Origin of the sequence: Massilia sp. X63 (genome assembly GCF_041023745.1) — a bacterium.
Taxonomy (GTDB): Bacteria; Pseudomonadota; Gammaproteobacteria; order Burkholderiales; family Burkholderiaceae_D; genus Telluria.
This window is the reverse complement of the sequence record NZ_JBFTEF010000016.1, coordinates 79,215-103,095: the sequence shown is the minus strand read 5'-3', so window position 1 is coordinate 103,095 and position 23,881 is coordinate 79,215. Positions and strand designations below refer to the sequence as shown.

The 23,881-nt window shown below is 63.5% G+C and carries 18 protein-coding genes; 11 read left to right on the top strand and 7 right to left on the bottom strand.

The genetic code is table 11. The features are described from left to right. The 4 genes from AB3347_RS22935 to rpsL all read right to left on the bottom strand — a co-directional run. On the bottom strand, positions 1-124 hold a 124-nt coding region (locus AB3347_RS22935; RefSeq protein WP_227803300.1), incomplete at its 3' end, for a GTP-binding protein. Positions 125-207: 83 nt separating this feature from the next. Next, positions 208-2,313: an elongation factor G gene (gene fusA, locus AB3347_RS22930; protein ID WP_369094028.1), complete on the bottom strand. Its 2,106-nt coding sequence runs from the start codon at positions 2,311-2,313 to the stop codon at positions 208-210. 115 nt (positions 2,314-2,428) lie between these two features. Next, a complete protein-coding gene (gene rpsG / locus AB3347_RS22925) occupies positions 2,429-2,899 on the bottom strand; it encodes a 30S ribosomal protein S7 (RefSeq protein ID WP_027867277.1) in 471 nt (156 codons plus the stop codon). A 151-nt stretch (positions 2,900-3,050) separates the two neighbouring features. After that, on the bottom strand, positions 3,051-3,437 hold the full coding sequence (gene rpsL / locus AB3347_RS22920; RefSeq protein WP_027867278.1) for a 30S ribosomal protein S12: 387 nt from the start codon (positions 3,435-3,437) through the stop codon (positions 3,051-3,053). A 361-nt stretch (positions 3,438-3,798) separates the two neighbouring features. On the opposite strand from rpsL, the gene AB3347_RS22915 reads away from it, so the two are divergent. From AB3347_RS22915 to AB3347_RS22865, 11 genes are all read left to right on the top strand, one after another. After that, the gene (locus AB3347_RS22915) at positions 3,799-5,607 is read left to right on the top strand and encodes a phosphoethanolamine transferase (protein ID WP_369094027.1); all 1,809 of its coding nucleotides are present in this window, start codon (positions 3,799-3,801) and stop codon (positions 5,605-5,607) included. A gap of 407 nt (positions 5,608-6,014) precedes the next feature. Next, complete coding sequence (locus AB3347_RS22910) at positions 6,015-7,283, top strand: efflux RND transporter periplasmic adaptor subunit (protein ID WP_369094026.1); 1,269 nt, start codon at positions 6,015-6,017, stop codon at positions 7,281-7,283. Between the two features lie 30 nt (positions 7,284-7,313). After that, positions 7,314-8,030, top strand: a complete 717-nt coding sequence (locus AB3347_RS22905) for an ABC transporter ATP-binding protein (protein ID WP_369094025.1) — start codon at positions 7,314-7,316, stop codon at positions 8,028-8,030. A gap of 13 nt (positions 8,031-8,043) precedes the next feature. Next, positions 8,044-9,354: an ABC transporter permease gene (locus tag AB3347_RS22900; protein WP_369094024.1), complete on the top strand. Its 1,311-nt coding sequence runs from the start codon at positions 8,044-8,046 to the stop codon at positions 9,352-9,354. Between the two features lie 17 nt (positions 9,355-9,371). Beyond that, complete coding sequence (locus tag AB3347_RS22895) at positions 9,372-10,604, top strand: ABC transporter permease (RefSeq protein WP_369094023.1); 1,233 nt, start codon at positions 9,372-9,374, stop codon at positions 10,602-10,604. Positions 10,605-10,634: 30 nt separating this feature from the next. Then, entirely contained in the window at positions 10,635-11,966 is a 1,332-nt protein-coding gene (locus AB3347_RS22890; RefSeq protein ID WP_369094022.1) for a sigma-54-dependent transcriptional regulator, read from the top strand. Then, positions 11,963-13,339 carry a PAS domain-containing sensor histidine kinase gene (locus AB3347_RS22885; RefSeq protein WP_369094021.1) on the top strand — a complete coding sequence of 459 codons (1,377 nt, stop codon included), beginning with the start codon at positions 11,963-11,965 and terminating at the stop codon, positions 13,337-13,339. The genes AB3347_RS22890 and AB3347_RS22885 overlap by 4 nt, the downstream gene beginning before the upstream one ends. Positions 13,340-13,355: 16 nt before the next feature. Continuing rightward, the gene (locus tag AB3347_RS22880) at positions 13,356-13,964 is read left to right on the top strand and encodes a glutathione S-transferase family protein (RefSeq protein WP_369094020.1); all 609 of its coding nucleotides are present in this window, start codon (positions 13,356-13,358) and stop codon (positions 13,962-13,964) included. A gap of 53 nt (positions 13,965-14,017) precedes the next feature. Beyond that, positions 14,018-14,794 (top strand): spermidine synthase, encoded by a 777-nt coding sequence (locus tag AB3347_RS22875; RefSeq protein WP_369094019.1) that lies wholly within the window; start codon positions 14,018-14,020, stop codon positions 14,792-14,794. 146 nt (positions 14,795-14,940) lie between these two features. Continuing rightward, a complete protein-coding gene (locus tag AB3347_RS22870; protein WP_369094018.1) occupies positions 14,941-16,389 on the top strand; it encodes a Gfo/Idh/MocA family protein in 1,449 nt (482 codons plus the stop codon). 289 nt (positions 16,390-16,678) lie between these two features. Beyond that, positions 16,679-19,108, top strand: a complete 2,430-nt coding sequence (locus AB3347_RS22865; RefSeq protein ID WP_369094017.1) for a TonB-dependent receptor plug domain-containing protein — start codon at positions 16,679-16,681, stop codon at positions 19,106-19,108. Between the two features lie 157 nt (positions 19,109-19,265). Here the strand turns inward: AB3347_RS22865 and AB3347_RS22860 are convergent, their stop codons facing one another. From AB3347_RS22860 to AB3347_RS22850, 3 genes are all read right to left on the bottom strand, one after another. Then, positions 19,266-19,694, bottom strand: coding sequence for a hypothetical protein (locus AB3347_RS22860; RefSeq protein WP_369094016.1), 429 nt, complete (start codon positions 19,692-19,694; stop codon positions 19,266-19,268). Positions 19,695-20,539: 845 nt separating this feature from the next. Then, the gene (locus tag AB3347_RS22855) at positions 20,540-22,231 is read right to left on the bottom strand and encodes an AIPR family protein (RefSeq protein ID WP_369094015.1); all 1,692 of its coding nucleotides are present in this window, start codon (positions 22,229-22,231) and stop codon (positions 20,540-20,542) included. A gap of 120 nt (positions 22,232-22,351) precedes the next feature. Then, positions 22,352-23,881 carry a hypothetical protein gene (locus tag AB3347_RS22850; protein ID WP_369094014.1) on the bottom strand — a complete coding sequence of 510 codons (1,530 nt, stop codon included), beginning with the start codon at positions 23,879-23,881 and terminating at the stop codon, positions 22,352-22,354.

Below are 23,881 nucleotides of genomic sequence, written 5' to 3'. Positions count from 1 at the left end.
CGCCGAACTTCTTCGACAGAACGGTTGCGATTGCAGCCGTCAGGGTGGTTTTGCCGTGGTCAACGTGACCGATGGTGCCGACGTTGACGTGCGGCTTGGTCCGTTCGAATTTTTCCTTTGCCATTTCCTATCTTCCTTTAAAAGAAACGTATTTGTTTTTAGCTTGTTGGGGACAGGTTCTCGTGAAACCCGTCCCCGGTTTTTTTATTACTTGGCTTTCGCGGTCACGATAGCGTCGATCACGTGCTTCGGAGCTTCCGAATAGTGCTTGAACTCCATCGTGTAGGTCGCGCGGCCCTGGGTCGCCGAACGCAGCGAGGTCGAGTAACCGAACATTTCCGACAGCGGGACTTCGGCCTTGATGATCTTGCCGCCGCCGCCCGGGATTTCGTCCATGCCCTGCACCATGCCGCGGCGGGACGACAGGTCGCCCATCACGGAACCGGCGTAGTCTTCCGGCGTTTCCACTTCCACGGCCATCATCGGCTCGAGGATGACCGGATTCGCTTTACGGCAGCCGTCCTTGAACGCCATCGAGCCCGCCATGCGGAACGCGTTTTCGTTCGAGTCGACGTCGTGGTACGAACCGAAGGTCAGGGTGACCTTGACGTCGACGACCGGGTAACCGGCCAGCACGCCGCTGGTCAGGGTCTCGCGCACACCCTTCTCGACTGCCGGGATGTATTCGCGCGGAACCACGCCGCCCTTGATGGCGTCGACGAATTCGAAGCCCTTGCCCGGCTCTTGCGGCTCGATGGTCAGGACAGCGTGACCGTACTGGCCGCGACCGCCCGACTGCTTGACGAACTTGCCTTCGACGTCGGTGACTGCCTTGCGGATGGTTTCGCGGTAGGCGACCTGCGGCTTGCCGACGGTTGCTTCCACGTTGAACTCACGCTTCATGCGGTCAACGATAATTTCCAGGTGCAGCTCGCCCATACCACCGATGATGGTCTGGCCCGATTCTTCGTCGGTACGCACGCGGAACGACGGGTCTTCCTGAGCCAGACGGTTCAGTGCCAGGCCCATCTTTTCCTGGTCAGCCTTGGTCTTCGGCTCGACAGCCTGCTGAATGACCGGCTCCGGGAACACCATCTTTTCCAGAGTGATGACGGCCGATGGATCGCACAGGGTTTCGCCCGTGGTCGCTTCTTTCAGGCCGACTGCAGCGGCGATGTCGCCGGCGCGGACTTCCTTGATTTCTTCGCGCTGGTTGGCGTGCATCTGCAGGATACGACCCAGACGTTCCTTCTTGCCCTTGACCGGGTTGTAGACGGTGTCGCCCGAATTGATCATGCCCGAGTAGACGCGGAAGAAGATCAGCTGGCCGACGAACGGGTCGGTCATGATCTTGAACGCCAGTGCCGAGAACTTCTCGTTATCGTCAGCCTTACGGGTGACCGGCTGGTCGTCTTCATCGGTACCTGCCACTGGCGGGATGTCGACTGGCGATGGCAGGTATTCGATCACGGCGTCGAGCATGGCTTGCACGCCCTTGTTCTTGAACGCGGTACCGCACAACATCGGCACGATTTCCGATGCGATGGTGCGCTGGCGCAGGGCGGCCTTGATCTCTTCTTCCGACAGATCGCCTTCTTCCAGGTACTTGTTCATCAGGTCTTCGTTCGCTTCAGCAGCGGTCTCGACCAGTTTTTCACGCCATTCGTTCGCCTGCGCAACCAGGTGCTCCGGGATGTCAGCGTATTCGAATTTCATGCCTTGCGAAGCCTCGTCCCAGATGATTGCTTTCATCTTGACCAGATCGACTACGCCTTGGAAGCTGTCTTCCGCGCCGATTGGGATCACGACCGGGATTGGGTTCGCCTTCAGGCGTGTGCGCATCTGTTCGTACACTTTGAAGAAGTTCGCACCGGTACGGTCCATCTTGTTGACGAATGCCAGACGTGGGACTTTGTACTTGTTAGCCTGACGCCACACGGTTTCCGACTGTGGCTGCACGCCACCGACTGCACAGTAAACCATGCAAGCGCCGTCGAGCACGCGCATCGAACGCTCGACTTCAATGGTGAAGTCAACGTGGCCCGGGGTGTCGATGATGTTGATGTGGTGAGGCTGGAAGTTCTTGGCCATACCGCTCCAGTAGCAGGTCGTCGCTGCCGAGGTAATGGTAATGCCGCGTTCCTGCTCCTGCTCCATCCAGTCCATGGTGGCGGCGCCGTCGTGCACTTCGCCCAGCTTGTGGTTCACGCCCGTGTAGAACAGGACGCGTTCGGTGGTGGTGGTCTTACCAGCATCGATGTGAGCGGAAATACCGATATTGCGGTAGCGCTCAATGGGGGTCTTGCGTGCCATAATTTTTCCTAAATCTTTGAATGGACAAAACCGGGCGGCATCTTGGTGTCAAAATGTGCCCGGCCTGAACAACGAATATTGCTTTGGCCGCCCCCCGCAGGGTTTGGCCATGTGCTTAGAAGCGGAAGTGCGAGAACGCTTTGTTCGCTTCAGCCATGCGGTGCACTTCGTCACGGCGCTTCATTGCGCCACCGCGCATTTCGGCCGCTTCCATCAGTTCACCACCCAGGCGTTGCGGCATGGATTTTTCGCTGCGCTTGTTTGCGGCTTCGCGCAACCAACGCATGGACAGCGCCATACGACGAACCGGACGAACTTCCACTGGCACCTGGTAGTTGGCGCCGCCGACACGGCGGGATTTCACCTCGACCATCGGCTTGCAGTTGTTGATCGCGGTCGTGAACACTTCCAGCGGGTCCTTGCCCGATTTTTGCTGGATGTGCTCGAACGCACCGTAGATGATGTTTTCAGCGACCGATTTCTTACCGGACAGCATCAGAACGTTGACGAACTTGGCGACATCGGTGTTGCCGAATTTTGGATCCGGCAGGATTTCGCGCTTGGGTACTTCACGACGACGTGGCATTTCAATTCCTTCCTATCTTCAGTTGAGTGCGGTAACCGCACTCGCGAAAGACCCTCATGATCTTTCACTTACTCGGCCTTCCGGCCGGCTCAACTTAACTTTTTAATGTGACCTGTATGTGACAGGGTCCGCAGGATGACAGCCCGAAGAATTACTTCTTGGCGCCAGCTTTAGCGCGCTTCGCACCGTACTTCGAGCGAGCCTGCTTACGGTCTTTCACGCCCTGGGTATCCAGCGCGCCGCGGACCATGTGGTAACGCACACCTGGCAAGTCTTTCACACGGCCGCCGCGGATCAGGACGACGCTGTGCTCTTGCAGGTTGTGGCCTTCACCGCCGATGTACGAAATGACTTCGAAACCGTTGGTCAGGCGAACTTTAGCGACCTTACGCAGTGCCGAGTTCGGCTTCTTCGGGGTCGTGGTGTAAACACGGGTGCACACGCCGCGCTTCTGCGGGCAGTTTTCCAGTGCCGGGGACTTGCTCTTCACAACCGCGGCTTCACGCGGCTTGCGAATCAGTTGATTGATGGTTGGCATCGTTCAAAAATCCAACAAAATTACTACGTTGATGACCCGGACCCTTGTTGCGCTGGTCCGGGGACTGAAACCTAGTCCCGCTTGTTGCTCACAGCAGAGGCGACGAAAGCCACTCACCGAAGGAGCGGCCGCGAATGCGTATACCATGTGCAGAATAAATCGAGAACTCGCGAGTATAGACCCGATGCGGGAGTGGGTCAACCGCTTTGCCGGATGCGGAACCGACGACGAAGGTAAACCGCGGTTTACCATGGTGGATGTGGCAAGCCTGCTACAAAACAGCGCTGAAGCTTACAGGCAGAATAGTGTATTTCCAGCTATAAAGACGGGATAATAGCCGATTTCGCCCTCTTCCTGACCGATGTCCAGCCTGCCGCCGCTCCTGCCACGCCTCCCGCTGCGTCCGGCCAACCTGTACCTCCTGCTGAGCTACGCGCTGCTCTCCTGCATGCCCTTTGCCGGTCATCTGCTGGGCGGCCAGGGGCAGCCGGACAGCCCCTGGCAGCTACTGGGCGCCGGGCTGTTCTCCTGGATCGCGGCCTGGGCCCTGTGCAAGCGTCCGGCCTGGTTCCATTGGGCCCTGCTGCCGGCCTTCCTGGCGCTGCCGACCGAGCTCTATCTGCTTCTTTATTATGGACAGGGGATCTCGACCCACCATCTTGGCGTCATTGCCGAGACCAGTCCGAGCGAAGCCCTGGAATTCCTGGGCGGGAAAGCCTGGCTGCTGGGCGCCGTGCTGCTCGGCGTGCTGCTGTGGTTCGGCTCGACCTGGGTAGTGGCCTGGCGCAGCCGCGACTTCGACTGGAACGACCGCTCGCGCTGGGTCGTGCTGGGCGTGCTGGCCGCCTGCGCGGCGGTGCTGGCCTATGGCCAGGCAGTCGGCGTCGCCCAGTCCAGGACGCCGGCCAGCGCCTCCTCCCCGGCCGCCTCGGCGGGCAGCTGGCCGGCCTTGCCCGCCTGGGCCAGGCCGCCGGTCGACCTGGCGCTGTTTGCCCATTCCTGGCCCTTCGGCCTGGCCGCGCGCGGCCTCGACTTCTACAAGGAGCGCGTCTACCTGGCGGAACTGAACCGGCGCAGCGCCGCCTTCCGCTTCCATGCGCGCCAGAGCGGCGAGGCGCACGGGCCGCAGGTCTTCGTCGTGGTGCTGGGCGAATCCTCGCGCTTCGACCGCTGGAGCCTGAACGGCTATGCGCGCGAGACCAATCCCCTGCTGGCGCAGGAAGCGAACCTGGTGATGCTGAAGGACGTGATCACGCCGGTATCGGCCACCCGCCTGTCGGTGCCGGTGATCATCTCGCGCAAACCGGCGATGCAGAGCCTGAAGGACGGTTTTTCGGAAAAATCCTTCCTGTCGGCCTTCAAGGAAGCCGGCTTCAAGACCTTCTGGATCTCGAACCAGGTCTCGTTCGGCAAGTTCGACACGCCGGTATCGGTGTTCGCGCAAGAGGCGGACGAGGTCCAGTTCCTGAACCTGGGCGACACCTCGGGCGCTTCGAACCACGACGCGGTGCTGCTCGATCCGCTGCGCCGCGCGCTCGCCGACCCGGCGCAGAAGGTGCTGGTGGTGCTGCACACGCTGGGCAGCCACTGGAACTACGCGCACCGCTATCCGAAGGAATTCGACCGCTGGCTGCCCTCCCTGCGCGCGCTCGACAAGCCCGACTACACGAATCCGCGCATCGAGCCGGAAATGAACAACAGCTACGACAGCGCCATCCTGTACACCGACTGGTTCCTGTCGCACGTGATCGGGGTGCTGAAGGAAAGCGGCTTGCCGGCCTCGATGCTGTACGTGGCCGACCACGGCCAGACCCTGTACGACAAATCGTGCAAGATCGCCTTCCACGGCCACAATACCCAGTACGAATTCCACGTGCCGGCCTTCGTCTGGTATTCGAACAGCTACGGCGAGCGCTTCCCCGGCAAGATCGCCCAGCTGCAGCGCCATCGCCAGGCCCGGCTCTCGACCGAGAACATGTTCCACACCCTGCTCGACATGGCCGACATCCGCTATCCGGACGAGCGGCTGGCCTGGAGCTTCGTCAACCCGGCCTTCCAGCGCCACAAGCGCTACGTCGACAGCTACGGCTGGACCGACTACGACGATGCGAAGATGCGCGGCGACTGCCGCGAGGTGATCGCGAACGGCAAGCCGCTCAAGCGCTACTGAGGCTGGCTTGCGCTTGTGCTTCCGGCTCGACCGGGTCGGCACTCGGATGGTCGTGAGCCGGCGCGCCACCTCGCAGATCAGGCAGGTCTAACATTTAGACACGCAGATCGGGGTCAGGTCTGACATTTAGACACGAACTCTGCCTTGCGACAGTGGCTTCTACTGACGAGCTCGTGTCCGAATGTCAGACCTGACACCAGTCTTAAGCGCCAATCTTCAGTCTTTATCGCAGCGGACCCGAATGGCCGCCTGTGCCGGACACTGTCCGCCGCACTGTCCGCGCGCGTATTGACGGACAGCCCGGACAGCGGACACGGCTGCATCATTCCCTGCAAAATCAAGGACTTGCTTAACTGGCACGAAACCTGCATTGACAGCGCCATCCAATGTTGTCACCAGAAGATGCCATGATCCGCGATACCTCACATCAAGACGCCGTCCTCACACCGGCCCCGGTCCACAAGCTCAAGCGCCGCGCCCTGTGGGTGGGCGGCGCCGTCGCTATCCTTGCCCTGAGCGCCGCCGTGCTGGGCGCCTGGACCAGCAGCGAGCACTCGGTCAGCGCAGCGCGCCTGCGCATCGCCGAAGTCACGCGCGGCACCCTGGTGCGCGACGCGTCGGTGAACGGTCGCATCGTCGCCGCCGTCAGCCCCACCCTGTATTCGACCGCCCCGGCCACCGTCAACCTGAAGGTCGCCGCCGGCGACACCGTCAAGAAAGGCGACGTGCTGGCCGTGCTGGAATCGCCCGACCTGAGCGATGAACTCAAGCGCGAAACCTCGAGCTACGAGCAGCTCAAGGCCGAGGTGGCCCGCCAGCACATCCTGGCGCGCAAGCAGAAGCTGCTGGCGCAGAAGGAAGCCGACACCGCCGAAATCGAGCGCCTGTCGGCCCAGCGCACCCTGGAACGCTACGAAAGCGTGGCCCAGGTCGGCGTCATCGCCAAGATCGACTACCAGAAGGCCAAGGATGCGCTGAACTCGGCCGATATCCGCGCCCGCCACGCCTCGCAGGCGGCCAGCCTGGAAGGCGACGACGTCCAGCTGGCCCTGAAGACCAAGGTCAACGAGCTGGAACGCCAGCGCCTGTCGCTGGCCAACGCCCAGCGCCGCGTCGACGAACTGACCGTGCGCGCCCCGGTGGACGGCTTTATCGGCACCCTGAACGTCCAGAACCGCATGGTGGTGGCCGCCAATGCACCCCTGATGACCCTGGTGGACCTGTCCAAGCTCGAGGTCGAGGTCGAGGTGCCGGAAACCTATGTGGCCGACATTGGCCTGGGCATGAACGCCGAGATCACCCTGCCCTCCGGCAAAGCCACCGGCAAGCTGTCCGCGCTGTCGCCGGAGGTGGTCAGGAACCAGGTGCTGGCGCGCGTGCGCTTCGACGGCGAACAGCCCAAGGGCCTGCGCCAGAGCCAGCGCGTGACTGCCCGCCTGCTGATCGAGGAACGCCCGAACGTGCTGATGCTCCCGCGCGGCCCCTTCGTGGAAAGCGAAGGCGGGCGCCATGCCTACGTGGTGCAGGACGGGATCGCCGTGCGCACCCCGATCCAGCTGGGCGCCACCAGCATTTCCGCCGTCGAGATCCTGTCCGGCCTGAAGCCGGGCGACAAGGTCGTCGTCGCCGGCACCGATACCTTCGAAAACGCCGCCCGCGTCTCGATCAACCGTTAAGCCAGAAAACCAACAAACTAGGAGAATCCCATGCTGCGCATGACCAACCTGAGCAAGGTGTACCGCACCCACATGATCGAGACCCACGCGCTGCGCGGTTTCGAGATCGAAGTCAGGCAGGGCGAGTTCGTCACCGTGACCGGCCCGTCCGGCTCCGGCAAGACCAGCTTCCTGAACATCGCCGGCCTGCTGGAAGAATTCACCTCGGGCGAGTACATCCTGGACGGCGTCAACGTGAAAGGCCTGGACGACAGCGCCCGCTCGCGCCTGCGCAACGAAAAGCTCGGCTTCATCTTCCAGGGCTTCAACCTGATCCCCGACCTGAACCTGTTCGACAACGTCGACGTGCCGCTGCGCTACCGCGGCTTCAACAAGACCGAGCGCAAGGAACGCATCGAGGACGCGCTAGCCAAGGTCGGCCTGGCTTCGCGCATGAAGCACTACCCGGCCGAGCTGTCCGGCGGCCAGCAGCAGCGCGTGGCGATCGCGCGCGCGCTGGCCGGTTCGCCCAAGCTGCTGCTGGCCGACGAACCGACCGGCAACCTGGATACGCAGATGGCGCGCGGCGTGATGGAGCTGCTGGAAGAGATCAACGCGGCCGGCACCACCATCCTGATGGTGACCCACGATCCGGAACTGGCGGTGCGCACCCACCGCAACGTCCACATCATCGACGGCCAGGTGTCCGACCTGGTGCGCAAGGGCCCGTCCCTGGTCGACGCCAAGACTGCCGTGGCATCGGCATAAGGAGCCAGGCGCCATGTTTTCCTATTACTTCAAGCTCGGCGTGCGCAGCCTGCGCCGCAACCCCGCCCTGACCGCCCTGATGGTGCTGACCCTGGCCATCGGCGTGGCCGCCAGCGTCTCCACGCTCACCATCCTGCACATGATGTCGGGCGACCCGATCCCGCACAAGAGCGACCGCCTGCTGGTGCCGCATGTGGACAACGGCCCGGCCGAAGGCTGGGTGCCGAGCGACGGTCCCAACGACCACCAGCTGGGCTACATCGACGCCGCCAACTTCCTCAAGAGCGGCCAGGGCGAGCGCCGCAGCGCCATGTACGGGGTGTTCCAGCCGATCGAACCGCCACGCAGCGACATCCCGGCCTTCACCGCGTCCGGCCTGGCGCCGACGCGCGACTTCTTTGCCATGTTCGACGTGCCTTTCCTGCACGGCCAGCCCTGGCTTGAAGCCGACGACGCACGCGGCGCCGACGTGGTGGTGCTGGGCCGCGCGGTCTCCGAGAAGCTGTTCGGCGACGCCAACCCGGTCGGCAAGCAGCTCAGGATCGGCGGCTTCCCGTACACCGTGGTGGGCGTGCTCGATACCTGGAATCCGCTGCCGCGCTACTACCGGCTGATCGGCGGAAGCCGCTTCGGCAACCCCGAGGAATTCCTCATCCCGTTCTCGACCGCGCTGCGCCACGAGATGGGCCACAACGGCAGCATGAACTGCAGCGCCAACCGCGACCCCGGCTTCGCCAACCTCTTGACGTCGGAGTGCACCTGGATCCAGTTCTGGTTCGAAGCCCGCGCGGCAAGCGACCGCGCTGAACTGCAGTCCTGGCTCGACAACTATGCCAGCGAGCAGCGCAAGCTGGGACGCCTGAAGCGCAATGCACCGAACAAGCTGTACAACGTGCGCGAGTGGATGGAGGAACTGAAGGTCGTCGGCAACGACAGCAAGCTGTCGGCCTGGCTGGCCTTCGGCTTCCTGATCCTGTGCCTGGTCAACACCGTCGGCCTGCTGCTGGCGAAGTTCTCGGTGCGCGCCTCCGAGATCGGCGTGCGCCGCGCGCTCGGCGCCTCGCGCCGCGACGTGTTCCAGCAGTTCCTGGTCGAGACCAGCGTGGTCGGCCTGGTCGGCGGCGTGCTCGGCCTGGCACTGTCCTTCGGCGCGCTGGCGCTGATCGGCATGCAGAGCAAGGGCATGGCGGCGGTCGCCCGCATGGACTGGCAGATGCTGATGCTGACCTTCATCATGTCCGTCACCGCCGCCATCGTCGCCGGCCTGCTGCCGACCTGGCGCGCCTGCCAGGTGACCCCGGCGATCCAGCTGAAATCGCAATAAGAACGAGAGAGACCATCATGGAAATCAAGCCCATCCTGTCCGCGATGATGCGCAACAAGACCGGTCCGATCCTGGTTGCGCTGCAGGTCGCGCTGAGCCTGGCGATCCTGGCCAACGCCCTGCACGTGGTGAACGAGCGCCGCGAAGTGGCGGCGCGCCCGACCGGCCTGTCCGACGAGGCAGCCACCTTCTACTTCAATGTCCGCAACCTGAACAGCGACGGCCCCGAGCAGATGCTCGCCACCATGAAACGCGAAGCCGAGGTGCTGCGCGCGGTGCCGGGCGTGGTCTCGGTGGCGAACGTGTCGCAGATGCCGATTTCCGGCAGCGGCAGCACCAACAGCGTCGCCCTCGATCGCCGCCAGGAGCGCGAAAGCGCGCTGGCCTCGATCTACGTCTCGGGCGACTCGCTGGTCAAGACCCTCGGCTTGCGGATCGTCGAAGGCCGCGATTTCCTGCCGCAGGAAATCGTCGACATCAACGAGAACGAGAATCGCGACCTGCCCAAGCAGCTGATCATCTCGAAAGCCCTGGCGGACAAGCTGTGGCCGGGCGGCTCCGCCATCGGCAAGACCATGTACTTCGGCACCGGCGAGGGCGCCCAGGGCGCCCAGATCGTCGGCGTGGTCGAGCGCTTGCAATCGGCGCATGGCGACGTCGGCGAACGCGGCGAGTGGTCTGCGATCACCCCGGCGCGCCTGTACGGCAACCCCGGCGCCCTGTACGCGATCCGCGCCGAAGCGGGCCAGCGCGACCGCGTGATGAAGGAAGCGGAAGCGGCGCTGCGCAAGTCCTCGGCCACGCCGATGATCCTGGAAGCCAAGACCGTCGAGGACGACCGCAAGAAGCGCTACCGCGGCGATGTCGCGCTGTCGTGGATGCTGATCACCGTCAGCGTGCTGCTGCTCCTGATTACCTGCTCGGGCATCGTCGGCATGGCCAGCCTGTGGGTCACCCAGCGCCGCAAGCAGATCGGCGTGCGCCGCGCCCTGGGTGCGCGCAAGCTGGACATCCTGCGCTACTTCATCACCGAGAACGTCATGATCACCAGCGCCGGCGTGTTCGGCGGCGTGCTGCTGGGCCTGGGCCTGAACCATCTGCTGGTGACCAAGCTCGAGATGGCGCGCCTGCCGGGCCACTACCTGGCGGGCGGGGCGATCGTATTCTGGGCGCTCGGCATCCTGGCGGCCTACGGCCCGGCCTGGCGCGCGGCCAGCATCTCGCCGGCCACGGCCACCCGCAGTGCCTGACGATCAGCAAGCAATGCTAAACTCGCCGCCATGCCCACTGTACTGATCATCGACGACAACGCCGCCGTCGCCATCGCGCTCGACGTCCTGTTCTCCCTCCACGACATCGCCTCCCTGAGCGCGGCGTCGCCCGAGGAAGGACTGGACATCCTCGGGCGCGAACAGGTGGACCTGGTCATCCAGGACATGAACTTCACGGCCGACACCACGTCCGGCGAGGAAGGCGTGGCCCTGTTCCGCGAGATCCGCAAGCGCCACCCGGACCTGCCGGTGATCCTGCTGACCGCCTGGACCCACCTCGACGCCGCGGTAGAGCTGATCAAGGCCGGCGCCGCCGACTACCTGTCCAAGCCTTGGCACGACGAGCGCCTGCTCACCACGGTCAGCAACCTGATCGAGCTGGGCCAGGCCAACCGCGCCCTGAACCAGCGCCTGCAGCGCGAGCGCAAGGCCAAGCGCGAGCTGGAACAGAACTTCGACCTGCGCGGCCTGGTGTGGCAAGACCCGGCCACCGAACGCGTTCTGAGCCTGGCCTGCCAGGTGGCGCGCGCCGACGTGCCGGTGCTCATCACCGGCCCGAACGGCACCGGCAAGGAACGCATCGCCGAGATCATCCAGGCCAACTCGCAGGTGGCCGACGGCCCCTTCGTGGTGCTCAACTGCGGCGCCCTGCCCTCGGAGCTGATCGAGGCCGAACTGTTCGGGGCCGACGCCGGCGCCTACACCGGCGCTTCGAAGGCGCGCGAAGGCAAGTTCGAGGCGGCCGACGGCGGCACCCTGTTCCTCGACGAAATCGGCAACCTGCCGCTGGCCGGGCAGATGAAACTGCTGCGCGTGCTGGAGACCGGGCGCTTCGAGCGCCTTGGTTCCAACCGCGAGCGCCAGGTCAAGGTGCGGGTGATCAGCGCCACCAATGCGGATCTCGGGGCCATGATCCGCGCCGGCAGCTTCCGCGAAGACCTGTTCTACCGCCTGAACGTGATCGAGCTGCGCCTGCCGCCGCTCGCCGCGCGTCCGGGCGACATCCTGCCGCTGGCGCGCTCCTTCCTGCGCGGGAAGACCCTGCATCCGTCGGCGGAAAGCGCGCTGCAGGCCCACACCTGGCCCGGCAACGTGCGCGAGCTGAAGAACGTGATGGCGCGCGCCAGCCTGCTGGCGCAGGGCGACCTCATCAAGGCGCCGGACCTTGGCCTGCCGGTGACGGTGGCGCCCTCCCCGGACGCCGAACCAGACCGCGAAGCCATCGTGCAGGCGCTGGCGCGCGCCGGCGGCGTGGTGGCGCAGGCGTCAAGCGAACTGGGCCTGTCGCGCCAGGCCCTGTACCGGCGCATGGAGCGGCTCGGCATCGCCAGGCCGGCATGAAGCGCCCGGGCCTGCGGCTCTCGCTGGTAACGCGCTGGTCGGCGCTGGTCGGCACCCTGCTGGCCCTGGGCATGCTGATCGCGCTCGGACTGGACCATTTCTTTCCCGAACATCCGGTGCTGGTCTTCCTGGCCTGCCTGGGGGCGATCGTCCCGATCGCCATCGTCACCATCCGCTCGCAGATCCAGCCGATCCTGTCGCTGTTCCGCGCCCTCGAGGGCACGGTGGCGAGCTACCGCGACGGCGACTTTTCCTTCAGCCTGCACTGGCCGCAGAACGACGAGCTGGCCGACCTGATAGCCGCCCACAACGACCTCGGCCAGGTGCTGCGCGCACAGCGCCTCGGCCTGGTGCAGCGCGAGCTGCTGCTCGACACCATGGTCCAGAACACGCCGGTGGCGATGCTGCTGGTGACGGATTTCGCCACCGGCGCCAACACCCCCGCCGGCGCCGCGGCCGGCACCATCGTCTACGCCAACCTGGCGGCGCGCCAGCTGCTGTCCGAAGGCCGCAAGCTCGAAGGACACGGCCTGGACGCGGTGCTGGAAACCGCCGCGCCAGCCCTGAAGGAGGCGCTGGCGCGCGGCGGCGACGGCCTGTTCACCGCCGGCGAGTCCGAGGACGAAGAGGTCTACCATCTGGCGCGCAGCAGCTTTACCCTGAACGGCCGGCGCCACGAACTGCTGCTGCTGCGCCACCTGACCACCGAACTGCGCCGCCAGGAAGTGCAGACCTGGAAGAAGGTGATCCGCGTGATCAGCCATGAGCTGAACAACTCGCTGGCGCCACTGGCCTCGCTCGCCCACTCGGGCGCGGAACTGGTGCGGCGCGGCCAGACCGAGCGCCTGCCGCAGATCCTGCAGACCATCGGCGAGCGCACCCGCCACCTCGAAACCTTCATCCTCGGCTACGCGCGCTTCGCCAAGCTGCCCACGCCGCGCCTCGACGCGGTGCCGTGGCAGGCCTTCGTGGACCGGCTGGCCGACCAGGTGGCGTTCCGCCAGGGCGGCGAGCTGCCCGCGGAGCCGGCCTGGGTCGACGCCGCCCAGATGGAGCAGGCCCTGCTCAACCTGCTCAAGAACGCCCACGAATCCGGATCGCCACCGGACGGCGTCGAGCTGCACGTGCGCCGCGTGCAGGAGGCGGTGCGTATCGACGTGCTGGACCGCGGCAGCGGCATGAGCGACACCGTGCTGACCAACGCCCTGGTGCCCTTCTACTCCACCAAGCGCAGCGGCACCGGTCTCGGGCTGGCGCTGGCGCGCGAGATCGCCGAAGCCCACGGCGGCCGCATCTCGCTGTCGAACCGCGAGGGCGGCGGGCTGGCCGTGACCCTGATCCTGCCGGCGCTGCCCGGAACGCAGAATCCGTGACCACGAAAGGACGCACATGCTGAAGATCATCGGCAAGGACAGCTCGATCAACGTCCGCAAGGTGCTATGGACCTGCGCCGAGCTCGGGCAGCGCGTCGCGCGCGAGGAGTGGAACGCCGGCCACGCGGACCTGAATCCGAACGCGCTGGTGCCGGTGCTGGTGGACGATGGTTTCGTGCTGTGGGAGTCGAACGCCATCTGCCGCTACCTCTGCACGCAATATGGCGAGCAAGGCGGCGCTGCCCTGCTGCCGTCCGGCGCGCGTGAGCGTGCCCGCGTCGAGCAATGGATGGACTGGCAGGCCACCGAGCTGAACACGGCATGGCGCTACGCCTTCATGGCGCTGGTGCGCAACAGCCCGGCGCACCGGGACCGGGCCCAGGTAGAAAGCAGCATCGCCGCCTGGAACCGGCACATCGGCCTCCTCGACGCACAGCTGGGCAGCACCGGCGCCTACGCGACGGGGACCGCTTTTACCCTGGCGGACGTCGTGCTGGGCCTGTCGGTGAACCGCTGGATGATGACGCCGATGGACAGGCCGGATTTCCACCATGTGGCGGCCTACGTCGACCGCCTGGCGCAGCGGCCGGGCTTTCGGGAGTTCGGGCGGAACGGCATCGCCTGAAGTATGCCGGCGGGCGTGGTGGTAGGATAGGCTTTCATTGCTGCCGTTTCACCATGCCGCCTTCCTACGCCCGTATCGATCCCCGCTTCGCCCAGCCCGGTCACCCGCCCGCCACCATCGACGAATTCGACGGGGTGCGCTTCCTGCACCTCGGCACTTCCTGGGTGCAGGGTGCGATGCGCCTGTCCAAGCCGGACGCGATCGAGCTCGAATACGTCCAGATGATGATGATGTGGACGCTGTTCATCGCAGCGCCGCGCCGCATCGTCCAGCTGGGCCTGGGCAGCGCGGCCCTGACCAAGTTCTGCTACCGGCGCTTTCCCGACGCCCGCGTGACCGTGGCCGAGCTCAATCCCAACGTGATCGCCATCTGCCGCGCCCTGTTCGGCCTGCCCGAGAACGACGCGCGCCTGGACGTGCGCGAGATGAACGCGCTCGACTTCGTGCTCGATGCCGCCAACCACGGCCAGGTCGACGCGCTGCAGGTCGACCTGTACGACCACGACGCGCGCGGGCCCGTGCTCGACTCCCTGGACTTCTACCAGGGCTGCTACGACTGCCTGACGGAAAACGGCATCATGACCGCCAACGTCTTCGGCGACTTCAACAGCTACGACAAGAACCTGCTCACCATGCAGCAGGTATTCGACGCCGTGGTCTGGCTGCCCGAGGTGCACGACGCGAACATCGTGGTCCTCGCCTTCAAGCACGCGCCCCAGCTCGACTTCTCGGTGCTGTACGAACGCGCCGGCGAGATCCGGCGCCACCTGAACCTGCCGGCCAGGAAATGGGTCGACGGGCTGAAGGAGTGGATGCGCGACCACGCCTGAGGCGACAGCGCGGCACTGCGCTACCTGGCCACCCACCCTGCAGATTCAGTCCAACCAGTTTGCAAATTGGTCTTGCCAATTTCTTTTCTTCACGCCACCATATGCGGCAAGGTCCTCCGAGGGCCTGGCTAACGTGGAGACGAAGCATGAACGAAAAGAATTCCGGCGGCATGGACCGCCGCACCGTCTTGAAAACCGCCGGCGCGGCCGGGCTGCTGCTCGCCACCGGCGCCTACGCGGCTGCCCCGCGCAAGCGCTATGCGGTGGTCGGCGTGGGTTCGCGTGCCCGCATGTTCACCAACGCGATGACGGGCAAGTTCCGCGACACCAGCGAAGTGGTGGCCGTCTGCGACCGCAACGCCGGCCGCCTGGCGCGTGCCGTGAAGGTCATCACCGAGACCGGCGCCAGCCAGCCGCGCGCCTATGCCGCGGCCGACTTCGACCGCATGATCCGCGAGACCAGGCCGCAATTCGTGATCGTCACCACCACCGACGCCAGCCACGACGACTACATCGTGCGCGCGCTCGACGCGGGCTGCGACGTGATCACCGAAAAGCCGATGACCACCACCGCCGAGAAGGCGCAGCGCATCCTCGACGCCGTCAAGCGCAGCGGCCGCCAGGTCCGCGTCACCTTCAACTACCGCTATTCGCCGCCGCGCACCCAGATCAAGGAGCTCCTGATGTCGGGCGAGATCGGCGACGTGATCTCGGTCGACTTCACCTGGCTGCTCAACACCGTGCACGGCGCGGATTACTTCCGCCGCTGGCATGCCAACAAGGCCAACTCGGGCGGCCTGATGGTGCACAAGTCGACCCACCACTTCGACCTGGTCAACTGGTGGCTCGGCGCCCAGCCCGAGACCGTGCACGCCTTCGGCTCGCGCCAGTTCTATACCCCGGAAACGGCGCGCCGCATGGGCCTGTCCGGCCCGCACGAGCGCTGCCTCACCTGCCCGGAAAAACAGAAATGCAACTTCTACTTCGACCTGGCGTCCGACCCTGGGCTGAAAGCCCTGTACCTCGACAATGAACGGTACGACGGCTACTACCGCGACCAGTGCGTGTGGCGCCCGAGCATCGACATCGAAGACACCATGAACGTGCTGGTCCGCTATGACAACGGCGTGCACCTGAACTATGCGCTGTCGGCCTATGACGCCTGGGAGGGCTACCACATCGCTTTCAACGGCACCAAGGGCCGCATCGAGCACCGCATCGTCGAATCCGGCGGCGCGGCCGGCGCGGCCAAGGTGCAAAGCGGCAGCGAGAGCGTGTCGATCCGCGTCATCCCGATGCGCGGCCAGCCGCGCGACATCGAACCGATCATCGGCAAGGGCAGCCACGGCGGCGGCGACGACGTCATGCTCACCGAGATCTTCGGCGACGGCCCGGCCGACAAGTACAAGCGCGCCTCGGACGAGCGCGCCGGCGCCTGGTCGGCCCTGGTCGGAATTGCGGCGAACAAGTGCTTCGAGACGGGACAGACGGTGCGTGTCGCCGACCTGGTCACGGGACTCACGCCGCCGGACCGCGCACCGATGCCGGATCGCCGCGCGCCGGTCCCGATGCCGATCCGGATCAAGATCCCCTGATGGCCTCCACGGCAGCGGCACGGCTGCCGCTGCCGGGTGCGGCATCAACGGCCCTCATTCCAGCCGCAGGCGGAATGAGGGCTTTTTTTGGCCCCTGCACTGCCTCCAAAACCATTTCCGCTCAAGACGCAAGTGCGATTCCATGAATAAGGGGAATCACGTAAAAGTGTTGTGTATTGCACAGTTCACACTTGTACTTACGTAAAGGTTTGCTCAGAATCAAGTAGCTAGAGTTATAGCAGACATAGCTTTTGTGATGCCTTTATTTCAAACTCATTGAGGGGACAAGATGGTGAATCAAGCGAACAAGCGGGCATTGGTGGCGACCGCACTGGTATCGGCCATGGCATCGGCATTCGCGCAGGAAGCCGCTGACAGCCAGAAGGAGCCGGCCACCGTCGTGGTGCTGGGTTCGCGGACCCAGGCCAAGAGCGCGCTCGACACCGCCGTGCCGGTCGGCCTGATCAGCGCGAAAGACCTGCAGTCGGCCGGCTCGCTCGAACTCGGCAAGGTGCTGCAAGACCTCGACCCGTCGTTCAACTTCACGACGACTTTCATTAGCGACGGCACCGACATCATCCGCCCCGCCACGCTGCGCGGCCTCGGCCCCGACCAGCTGCTGGTGCTGGTCAACGGCAAGCGCCGCCACCAGCAGGCGCTGGTCAACGTGCAGCAGACCATCGGCCGCGGCTCGGCCGGTACCGACATCAATGCGATTCCCCTGTCCGCGATCCAGTCGATCGAGGTGCTGCGCGACGGCGCCGCCGCCCAGTACGGCTCGGACGCGATCGCCGGCGTGATCAACATCGTGCTCAAGAAGGGCGTCACGGACACCCAGCTCAGCGCCAGCGCCGGCACCACCAGCGAAGGCGACGGCGACACCTATACCGCCAGCGCGCACAAGGGGGTAGCTCTCGGCGCCGACGGCGGCTACCTGAACCTGTCGCTCGAAGGCCGGCGCCGCAACGAAACCAACCGCGCCGGCGTCGACAGCCTGCGCGTGAATCCGCCGCGCGTGACCCAGCGCATCGGCGACAGCCTGGCCAAGGACGGCTACCTGTGGATGAACGCGGCGCTGCCGGTCGGCGGCGGCGAACTGTATGCTTTCGGCGGTGCCTCCAAGCGCACGGGCGACGCGGCCGGCTTCTTCCGCTCGGCCGGCGACGCGCGCAACGTCCCGGCCGTGTACCCGAACGGCTTCCTGCCGAACATCAACACCACCGTCAAGGACTCCTCGCTGGCCGTCGGCTACAAGCACGACCTGGGCAAGGACTGGAGCGTGGACCTGAGCCTGAACCACGGCCGCAGCGAACTCGGTTTCCATGAGAGCAATTCGATCAACGTCAGCTACTACTACGAGAACGGCAGCTCGCCGCTGGCAGCCGACACCGGCAAGCTGAAGTTCGACCAGACCACCCTCAACCTCGACTTCAAGGGCTCGGTCGACTTTGCCGGCGCCCCGCTCTACATCGGCACCGGCTTCGAATGGCGCCGGGATAACTACCAGATCGTCGCGGGCGACCCGGTCTCGTACCAGTACGGCCGCACCAACGATCCGCGCAAGATCATCCGCGACCAGTCGGGTGGCATCGCGGCATCGGGCATCCAGGGCTTCCCCGGCTACACCCCGGGCACCGAAGTCGACGACGGCCGCCACAACACCGCCTATTACGTCGACCTCGAGCGCAAGCTGGGCGACATGCTGTCGCTCGGCGCGGCCCTGCGCCACGAACGCTATTCGGACTTCGGCAACACCACCATCGGCAAGCTGAGCGTGCGCTACGACCCGTCGCGCCTGATCGGCCTGCGCGCTTCCGCCTCGACGGGTTTTCGCGCACCGGGCGTGCAGCAGAAGTTCTACAGCTCGGTCTCGACCAACCTGAACGCCGCCGGCGTGCTCACCGAAACCCTGACCGCGCGCGAGAACAGCGCCGTGACCCGCGCCTTCGGCATCGCCCCGCTGCAGGAAGAAACCTCGAAAAGCGCCAGCGTCGGCATGATCCTGCGCCCGACCCAGAACTTCTCGGTGACGGCCGACCTGTACCGCACCAACATCGACGACCGCATCGTGTTCTCGTCGAACATCGCGCCGGAATCGGGCGCCTGCGCCACCGCAGCCGCCTGCCCGATCAAGGCCATCCTCGACCCGCTGCGCGTGGGCCAGGCCCAGTTCTTCACCAACGCGATCGACACCTCGACCACCGGCTTCGACCTGGTCGCCCAGCACACCACCCGCGGCCAGGGTTCGACCCTGGTGCTGTCCGGCCAGCTCGGCTTCAACCGCACCAAGGTGAAGGGCCGCCATTCGCAATCCTCGGTCCTGACGGGCGAACAGCTGTTCGACGATACCCAGGTGACCCTGATCGAGAAAGGCCAGCCGCGCCAGCACCACGTGGTGGCCGCCGACTACACCATCGGCCAGTGGAACGCGACCGCGCGCGCCAACTACTTCGGCGAGGTGGAAGGACAAGGCTTCACCCCGGGCTTCATCCAGACCTGGGCAGCGAAGTGGATCCTCGACCTGACCGGCCGCTACAACTTCAGCAAGAAGCTGAGCGTCACCGCAGGCGTGAACAACGTGTTCGACACCTACCCGACCAAGTGGGATCCGGTGAAGGCGGCGCCGTTCCCGCAGCTGGGCTTCACCTACTGCTGGGAGACCTGCCCGTTCGGGATCAATGGGCGGTCGATGTATGCGAAGGTGGACTACGCGTTCTGAGGCGGCTTGCCTGCGCCCCGTGCGTCGCGCGGGGGGCAGGCATTTTCGATTCGACGCCTGATTCAGATTTCGGCGACGTGCGCTGTTTCAGTCAGTTCCGGTCTCAGCTGAACGGCCGGAACCGACCCGAAGCAGACTCACTAACCGGATCATATGGTTACATTTGATCCGCACCGAGAAGGATCGCTTCCCCGTAACCCGCTTGGACAAGGGTAGTGAGTTCAAGGAGGAACTTATCGACGGCACTCGGTTCGGTGCGTAACTCCGCTTCGAGCTTGTTCTTGCTTTCGAAAGTGAGGGCCCGGTTGGACTCGATCGCTACGTGACAAACACAATGCCCAACCGAGTCCAGAACAGAGATGGTAATCCCAAGAAACGCATAGCTATCCCGTTCACCCGCATGGAACGCGGCAGACTGGCCTGCGACGAGCGATAGTCGCTCGAGCTCTCCCGCCCATTTCTCCAGCTCTTTAAAGCTGGTGTAAACATGGGTCTTGCCAGTAAATCCCCAGCTCGTCGCGGAACACTCGATGGTCAACAAACCGTCTTCGTTCCCCAGTAGCCGAATCGAAACGTACGAGTCCATGGGATTCCTCCAAATTCATCATTGACCGCTTCTGGCCGAAGACAGTCCTTGACGGCCCCGTTGTTCCAACTTCTAAGGTGACTGATCGCCGCTGCCTGGAAGCGCACGTACTGCCATCTCTACCAGCGCCCAGAAACCACGCCTGTGTGCTTCAGCGACGACATGGAGCCGGTCCGCAAATACCGAATTGTTCGCTCCCATCTCATGTCCGCGCCCAAAGTAGCCTCGCACAGAATTGCAGGTCACACGCTCTTCAGATCCTGGACGCCCTGCCCAGTGGTGGAGTGAGCGAAGTTGGTCAAGCGTCATGCCCGCTGACTCTAGATAAGCTCACGGGCAGAGGGTCAAGTCTGGCATCCGGACACGAACTCATCCACAGGTCATGTTGAGCTCGTGTCCGTTTGTTAGACCTGACCCTGATTCCGAAGATGCATTGCTTTGCGTAGCCACTAGAGAATAACAAAGACGAAATTATCGACGTTTTGAGACCTTTCTGTCATTAAGTCTGAAGCACAGGGGCCATAAGCCGTGTTACCAACAGCACAATTGACCCGACAGCAGTGTGACAAGTAAAAATGACGAAGTCGGTCTTGCTAAAGTTCAGCGTCGGATCAGGCCTGACATTCGAACACGGCCTCTTCCATACTAATGCTGAGTTCGTGTCTGCATGTCAGAATTAACCCTAATGTACTGGCTCCTCGGAAATTCAAGAAATGTCGATCTCGCCTGTCCTTCACTTATTTATTGCTGAGCAGCCATAGCTAGAGATCCTGATTGCTTTATACTCCTGTCGAGTAATCGCTAGCCCGTGCAGAGCACGGCTAGCTCTGACTAGAATTTTAACCTTAAGCCATTGCATTAATGTCAGTCATTTCCGCCGCTAGTAGCGTCTCAGCAAAGGCCGACCCTTTCGCTACTTGATCGGTTCCACCAGCGTCCTCAAACATCGACTTTACTTTCAACGTAACCGCTGTGAGTTCGTCGGTGTCGATAATTAGTTGTGCCATACCATTTAGTTTGACAGCAATGTCATACTTTGTTCCAGTAAGAGAGATCGCATAGATCATCGCAACATAGTATTTAATGTTAGCGCTAGTCTTCCGATCTATTTCCAGATCCCTCATCTTGCGCTCAACGGTCCGCATGATTTGGATAACTTTTAGATAGACGTCGATTGGCATGTCAAGACTGAAAATCCGTTTGTATTCAGCGTCGGAGTTCAAAAGGGTCGAAGGCCGTGCACGGGCTTGATCCGGCTTTTGCAGAATCATTGCCATCATCGCTTGCGCCATATAAGGAATGCTGATGATCTGTGAGCTCGGCATGCCCTTGTTCTTGTAATAATTCTTTTTACGGTCATAATAAAAGCCGTTCGCCTTCAAGAAATCCTCAATGTTGCGGTGAATTTCATCCGAACTGCGGAGCGAAGCCGGCGGGATTGCTGTCTGGCTATTCGTGGCGCGGATAATCCGGTCTCGCGCCGGCTCATCTTTCTCACAGATGATACGAACCAGAACGGTACGCTTGTCCGCTACATCCTCGCTCAACTCCGAAAAATGTTGGTAGATTTCGTGAGACGTTTGTAGACCATTAACGATCTGTGGATCTTCGATTGTGAGCTGTTTGCCAGCCAGCACAGCCTTAGGAGTGATAATTGTGACGCCGTTATTGAGATACCAGAAGTCCTCGGACTGGGCGTTCTGCAAGGTTTGTCGAATGCCCGTATTGACGATAACACTCCCTTGGTAGTCCCGCACGTTCGACTCAAACAGGCTGCGAGCAAGAGCTCCGGCATCGGAGATGAATTTGAAATAACTTTTTAGGTCCACTAAGCAAATATAGCTTCCACCAGCGGTCCCGATCGGAGACTCTGCCACTTCGAGAGTACGCGAGGTTGTCGGAATATCGCGGGTCAATTCAAGCAAGCGAGAGGCGCCTACAAACTCGAACGAAAATTCCGAATTACTGAACATCGACGAAATCACCTCGCGCAGCTTATCCACTTTGCCCTCTACATTAGGATGTGCTGCAACCCCTTGAGTAACATAGAAGTACCGGATGATAAGTTTCGGAAAAGTCTTTGCAAGTAGGCCGTATGCCTTTCTAAACAACTCGACCTTTTCCCGGATATCTTTGTTGTAACGAGCCGCGAAGTCGTCAGTCGCGTTGGCCAAGTTAAACAGATCTTCGGCGGACTCCCGGAATCTGACGACAGCGTCCTCCTTAAATGTCGGCGAGGTCTTCGACTGAATGATCACGAGCTCGATCGTGTTTTTCTTTTGCGTAGCGTTGATCGGTGTGTCTTCTTTAAGAAGCTCACCGTTGATGAACGTGTAGATAGAGTCAATTCCGCCGTCACCGCCATTGCCCACAATCCCATATTCAATATCATCATAGGAAAGGTCTTGGTTCTTAAGCAGTTCGGTGGCTGCGTAAATTTCGAAGTATTCTGAAATGGACGAGCCGTCTTGGCTCTCTTCCCAGCGCTCTTTGATTATTTGCTCAAGAATAATTTGGTCGTTCGTTTTCTTGTCCATAAAACTTCGCGAAATAGGTTGTGCGTTGGGTTGGCTCTGAATATATCAGATTGCCCCGAATGGTATGTGATACTTTTGACCATAAAATTAAAAACACGCGCTGATGTCCCCTCTGACGACTCAGCGGCGTTCGCGCCACCACAACAGCAGCATCGCCAGGGTGAACGCGAGCGCAAACGGCCAGGCCGGGAAGGCGCGCGCGGCGCCCTCCAATGCCTTCACCGGCGTGCGGGCCGCATAGCGCGCGGTGGCATCGCGACGCTGCGCGGCCTGCCAACGCGGCCAGTCGCCGGGCGCGTAGACGTACACAGCGTGCTCGCCCGCCTTCGCATCGTGTACCCGCAGCCAGCCCGGCTTCTCCGGCCACACCGCCACGCAGGCGGCATCCAGGCGCGGCGTCCAGGTGCGCGTCAGTTTCAGGTCGGGGAAGCTCGCCTCCCCTTGCACGCCGCGCGCGCACAGTTCCATGCGCTGGCCCGGCAGCGGCAGCTCTTCCGGCTCCAACCATTCGACTTCTTTCGAAACGTCGATGCCGACGCGATCCAGCACGCCCTGCCACCACAGCGCCAGTGCCTGCGGCTCGGCGATCGCATGGCGGTGCCATTCGCTGGCGCCGAGCCAGGCGATGCGGCCCTTCTGCCAGCTGCGGGTCCAGACCAGGTTGTCGGACCCCGTCCATTCGCCGGCGTCGCGCGTGGCCGGATTCAAGGCCGCCACCGGCAGCTCCAGCGGCGCATCGATCTTCTTGCCCGAGGGTTGCGCCTGCAGCGGCAGGCCCAGGGTGCGCGACCAGATGCCCGGATCATTGGCATTCGCGCCCAGCACCAGCAGCGGCAGGCCACCGCCCACGCGGCCCAGCAGCGCGGAACGTTCGGCGCCGCTGGCGCGCTCGAACCAGGCGGCGTCGATGACGAGCAGATTCGGCGCCTTCATTTCTTCCAGCGGCAGCTCGGTGCGTGTGATGGCGCGGCCCAGCACCACCTGCCAGTCGAGCAGCGCGCCGCTGCCGGCCAGCAGCTCGTTCAGGGTGCGCAGGTCGAAGGATGGCGCGCCGAAGCGGCCCTGCACCTGCAGGATGTTCGGCTCGATGATGGTCAGCGGCACTGGGCCTTCGGCGATGATCTTGCCGGCGGCGTCCAGCAGGCGCGCCTTGAGCACCACCCGTTCGGCCAGCGGCGGGATCCAGTTCACCGCCAGCTCGCCGGCGCCGCGCGTTTCCGCGATGAGCTGGCCGTTTTCGGCCAGCAACTGCAGGCGCGCGTCCGTCTTGTCGTCGCGCTGCACGCGCAGGGTGAAAGTGCGACCCAGCGCCAGCTGGCGCGGGTAGTGCAGGCGCAGGCTGCCGCCTTCGGGGCGCTGCCACAGCAAGGGCAGCGCCGGCAGGTCGTTCCACTGCGCGGCGCGCAGGCCGTCGCCCTCCACCGCGAAGGCGCGCACGCCTTCCAGCATCGGCGCAGGCGCGGCCGGGTCGAGCGTCAGGGTGCGTCCTGCGTCGCCCGGCAGGCGGATGCCGGCCGCGAACAGGCCGAGCGCCGCCGCGGCGACCAGCACCAGCACGGCATCGATCCATGTGCGGCGCCGGGCGTAAAAGCCGGCGCTGGCGACGCCGGACAGGCCGATCAGGACCAGCAACAGGTTTGTACTCATCAT

Bases quoted from the DNA above. Each gene is read 5' to 3' on its own strand.
- fusA (WP_369094028.1), bottom strand. From the start codon at position 2,313: ATGGCACGCAAGACCCCCATTGAGCGCTACCGCAATATCGGTATTTCC.
- rpsG (WP_027867277.1), bottom strand. From the start codon at position 2,899: ATGCCACGTCGTCGTGAAGTACCCAAGCGCGAAATCCTGCCGGATCCA.
- rpsL (WP_027867278.1), bottom strand. From the start codon at position 3,437: ATGCCAACCATCAATCAACTGATTCGCAAGCCGCGTGAAGCCGCGGTT.
- AB3347_RS22915 (WP_369094027.1), top strand. From the start codon at position 3,799: ATGTCCAGCCTGCCGCCGCTCCTGCCACGCCTCCCGCTGCGTCCGGCC.
- AB3347_RS22910 (WP_369094026.1), top strand. From the start codon at position 6,015: ATGATCCGCGATACCTCACATCAAGACGCCGTCCTCACACCGGCCCCG.
- AB3347_RS22905 (WP_369094025.1), top strand. From the start codon at position 7,314: ATGCTGCGCATGACCAACCTGAGCAAGGTGTACCGCACCCACATGATC.
- AB3347_RS22900 (WP_369094024.1), top strand. From the start codon at position 8,044: ATGTTTTCCTATTACTTCAAGCTCGGCGTGCGCAGCCTGCGCCGCAAC.
- AB3347_RS22895 (WP_369094023.1), top strand. From the start codon at position 9,372: ATGGAAATCAAGCCCATCCTGTCCGCGATGATGCGCAACAAGACCGGT.
- AB3347_RS22890 (WP_369094022.1), top strand. From the start codon at position 10,635: ATGCCCACTGTACTGATCATCGACGACAACGCCGCCGTCGCCATCGCG.
- AB3347_RS22885 (WP_369094021.1), top strand. From the start codon at position 11,963: ATGAAGCGCCCGGGCCTGCGGCTCTCGCTGGTAACGCGCTGGTCGGCG.
- AB3347_RS22880 (WP_369094020.1), top strand. From the start codon at position 13,356: ATGCTGAAGATCATCGGCAAGGACAGCTCGATCAACGTCCGCAAGGTG.
- AB3347_RS22875 (WP_369094019.1), top strand. From the start codon at position 14,018: ATGCCGCCTTCCTACGCCCGTATCGATCCCCGCTTCGCCCAGCCCGGT.
- AB3347_RS22870 (WP_369094018.1), top strand. From the start codon at position 14,941: ATGAACGAAAAGAATTCCGGCGGCATGGACCGCCGCACCGTCTTGAAA.
- AB3347_RS22865 (WP_369094017.1), top strand. From the start codon at position 16,679: ATGGTGAATCAAGCGAACAAGCGGGCATTGGTGGCGACCGCACTGGTA.
- AB3347_RS22860 (WP_369094016.1), bottom strand. From the start codon at position 19,694: ATGGACTCGTACGTTTCGATTCGGCTACTGGGGAACGAAGACGGTTTG.
- AB3347_RS22855 (WP_369094015.1), bottom strand. From the start codon at position 22,231: ATGGACAAGAAAACGAACGACCAAATTATTCTTGAGCAAATAATCAAA.
- AB3347_RS22850 (WP_369094014.1), bottom strand. From the start codon at position 23,881: ATGATGAGTACAAACCTGTTGCTGGTCCTGATCGGCCTGTCCGGCGTC.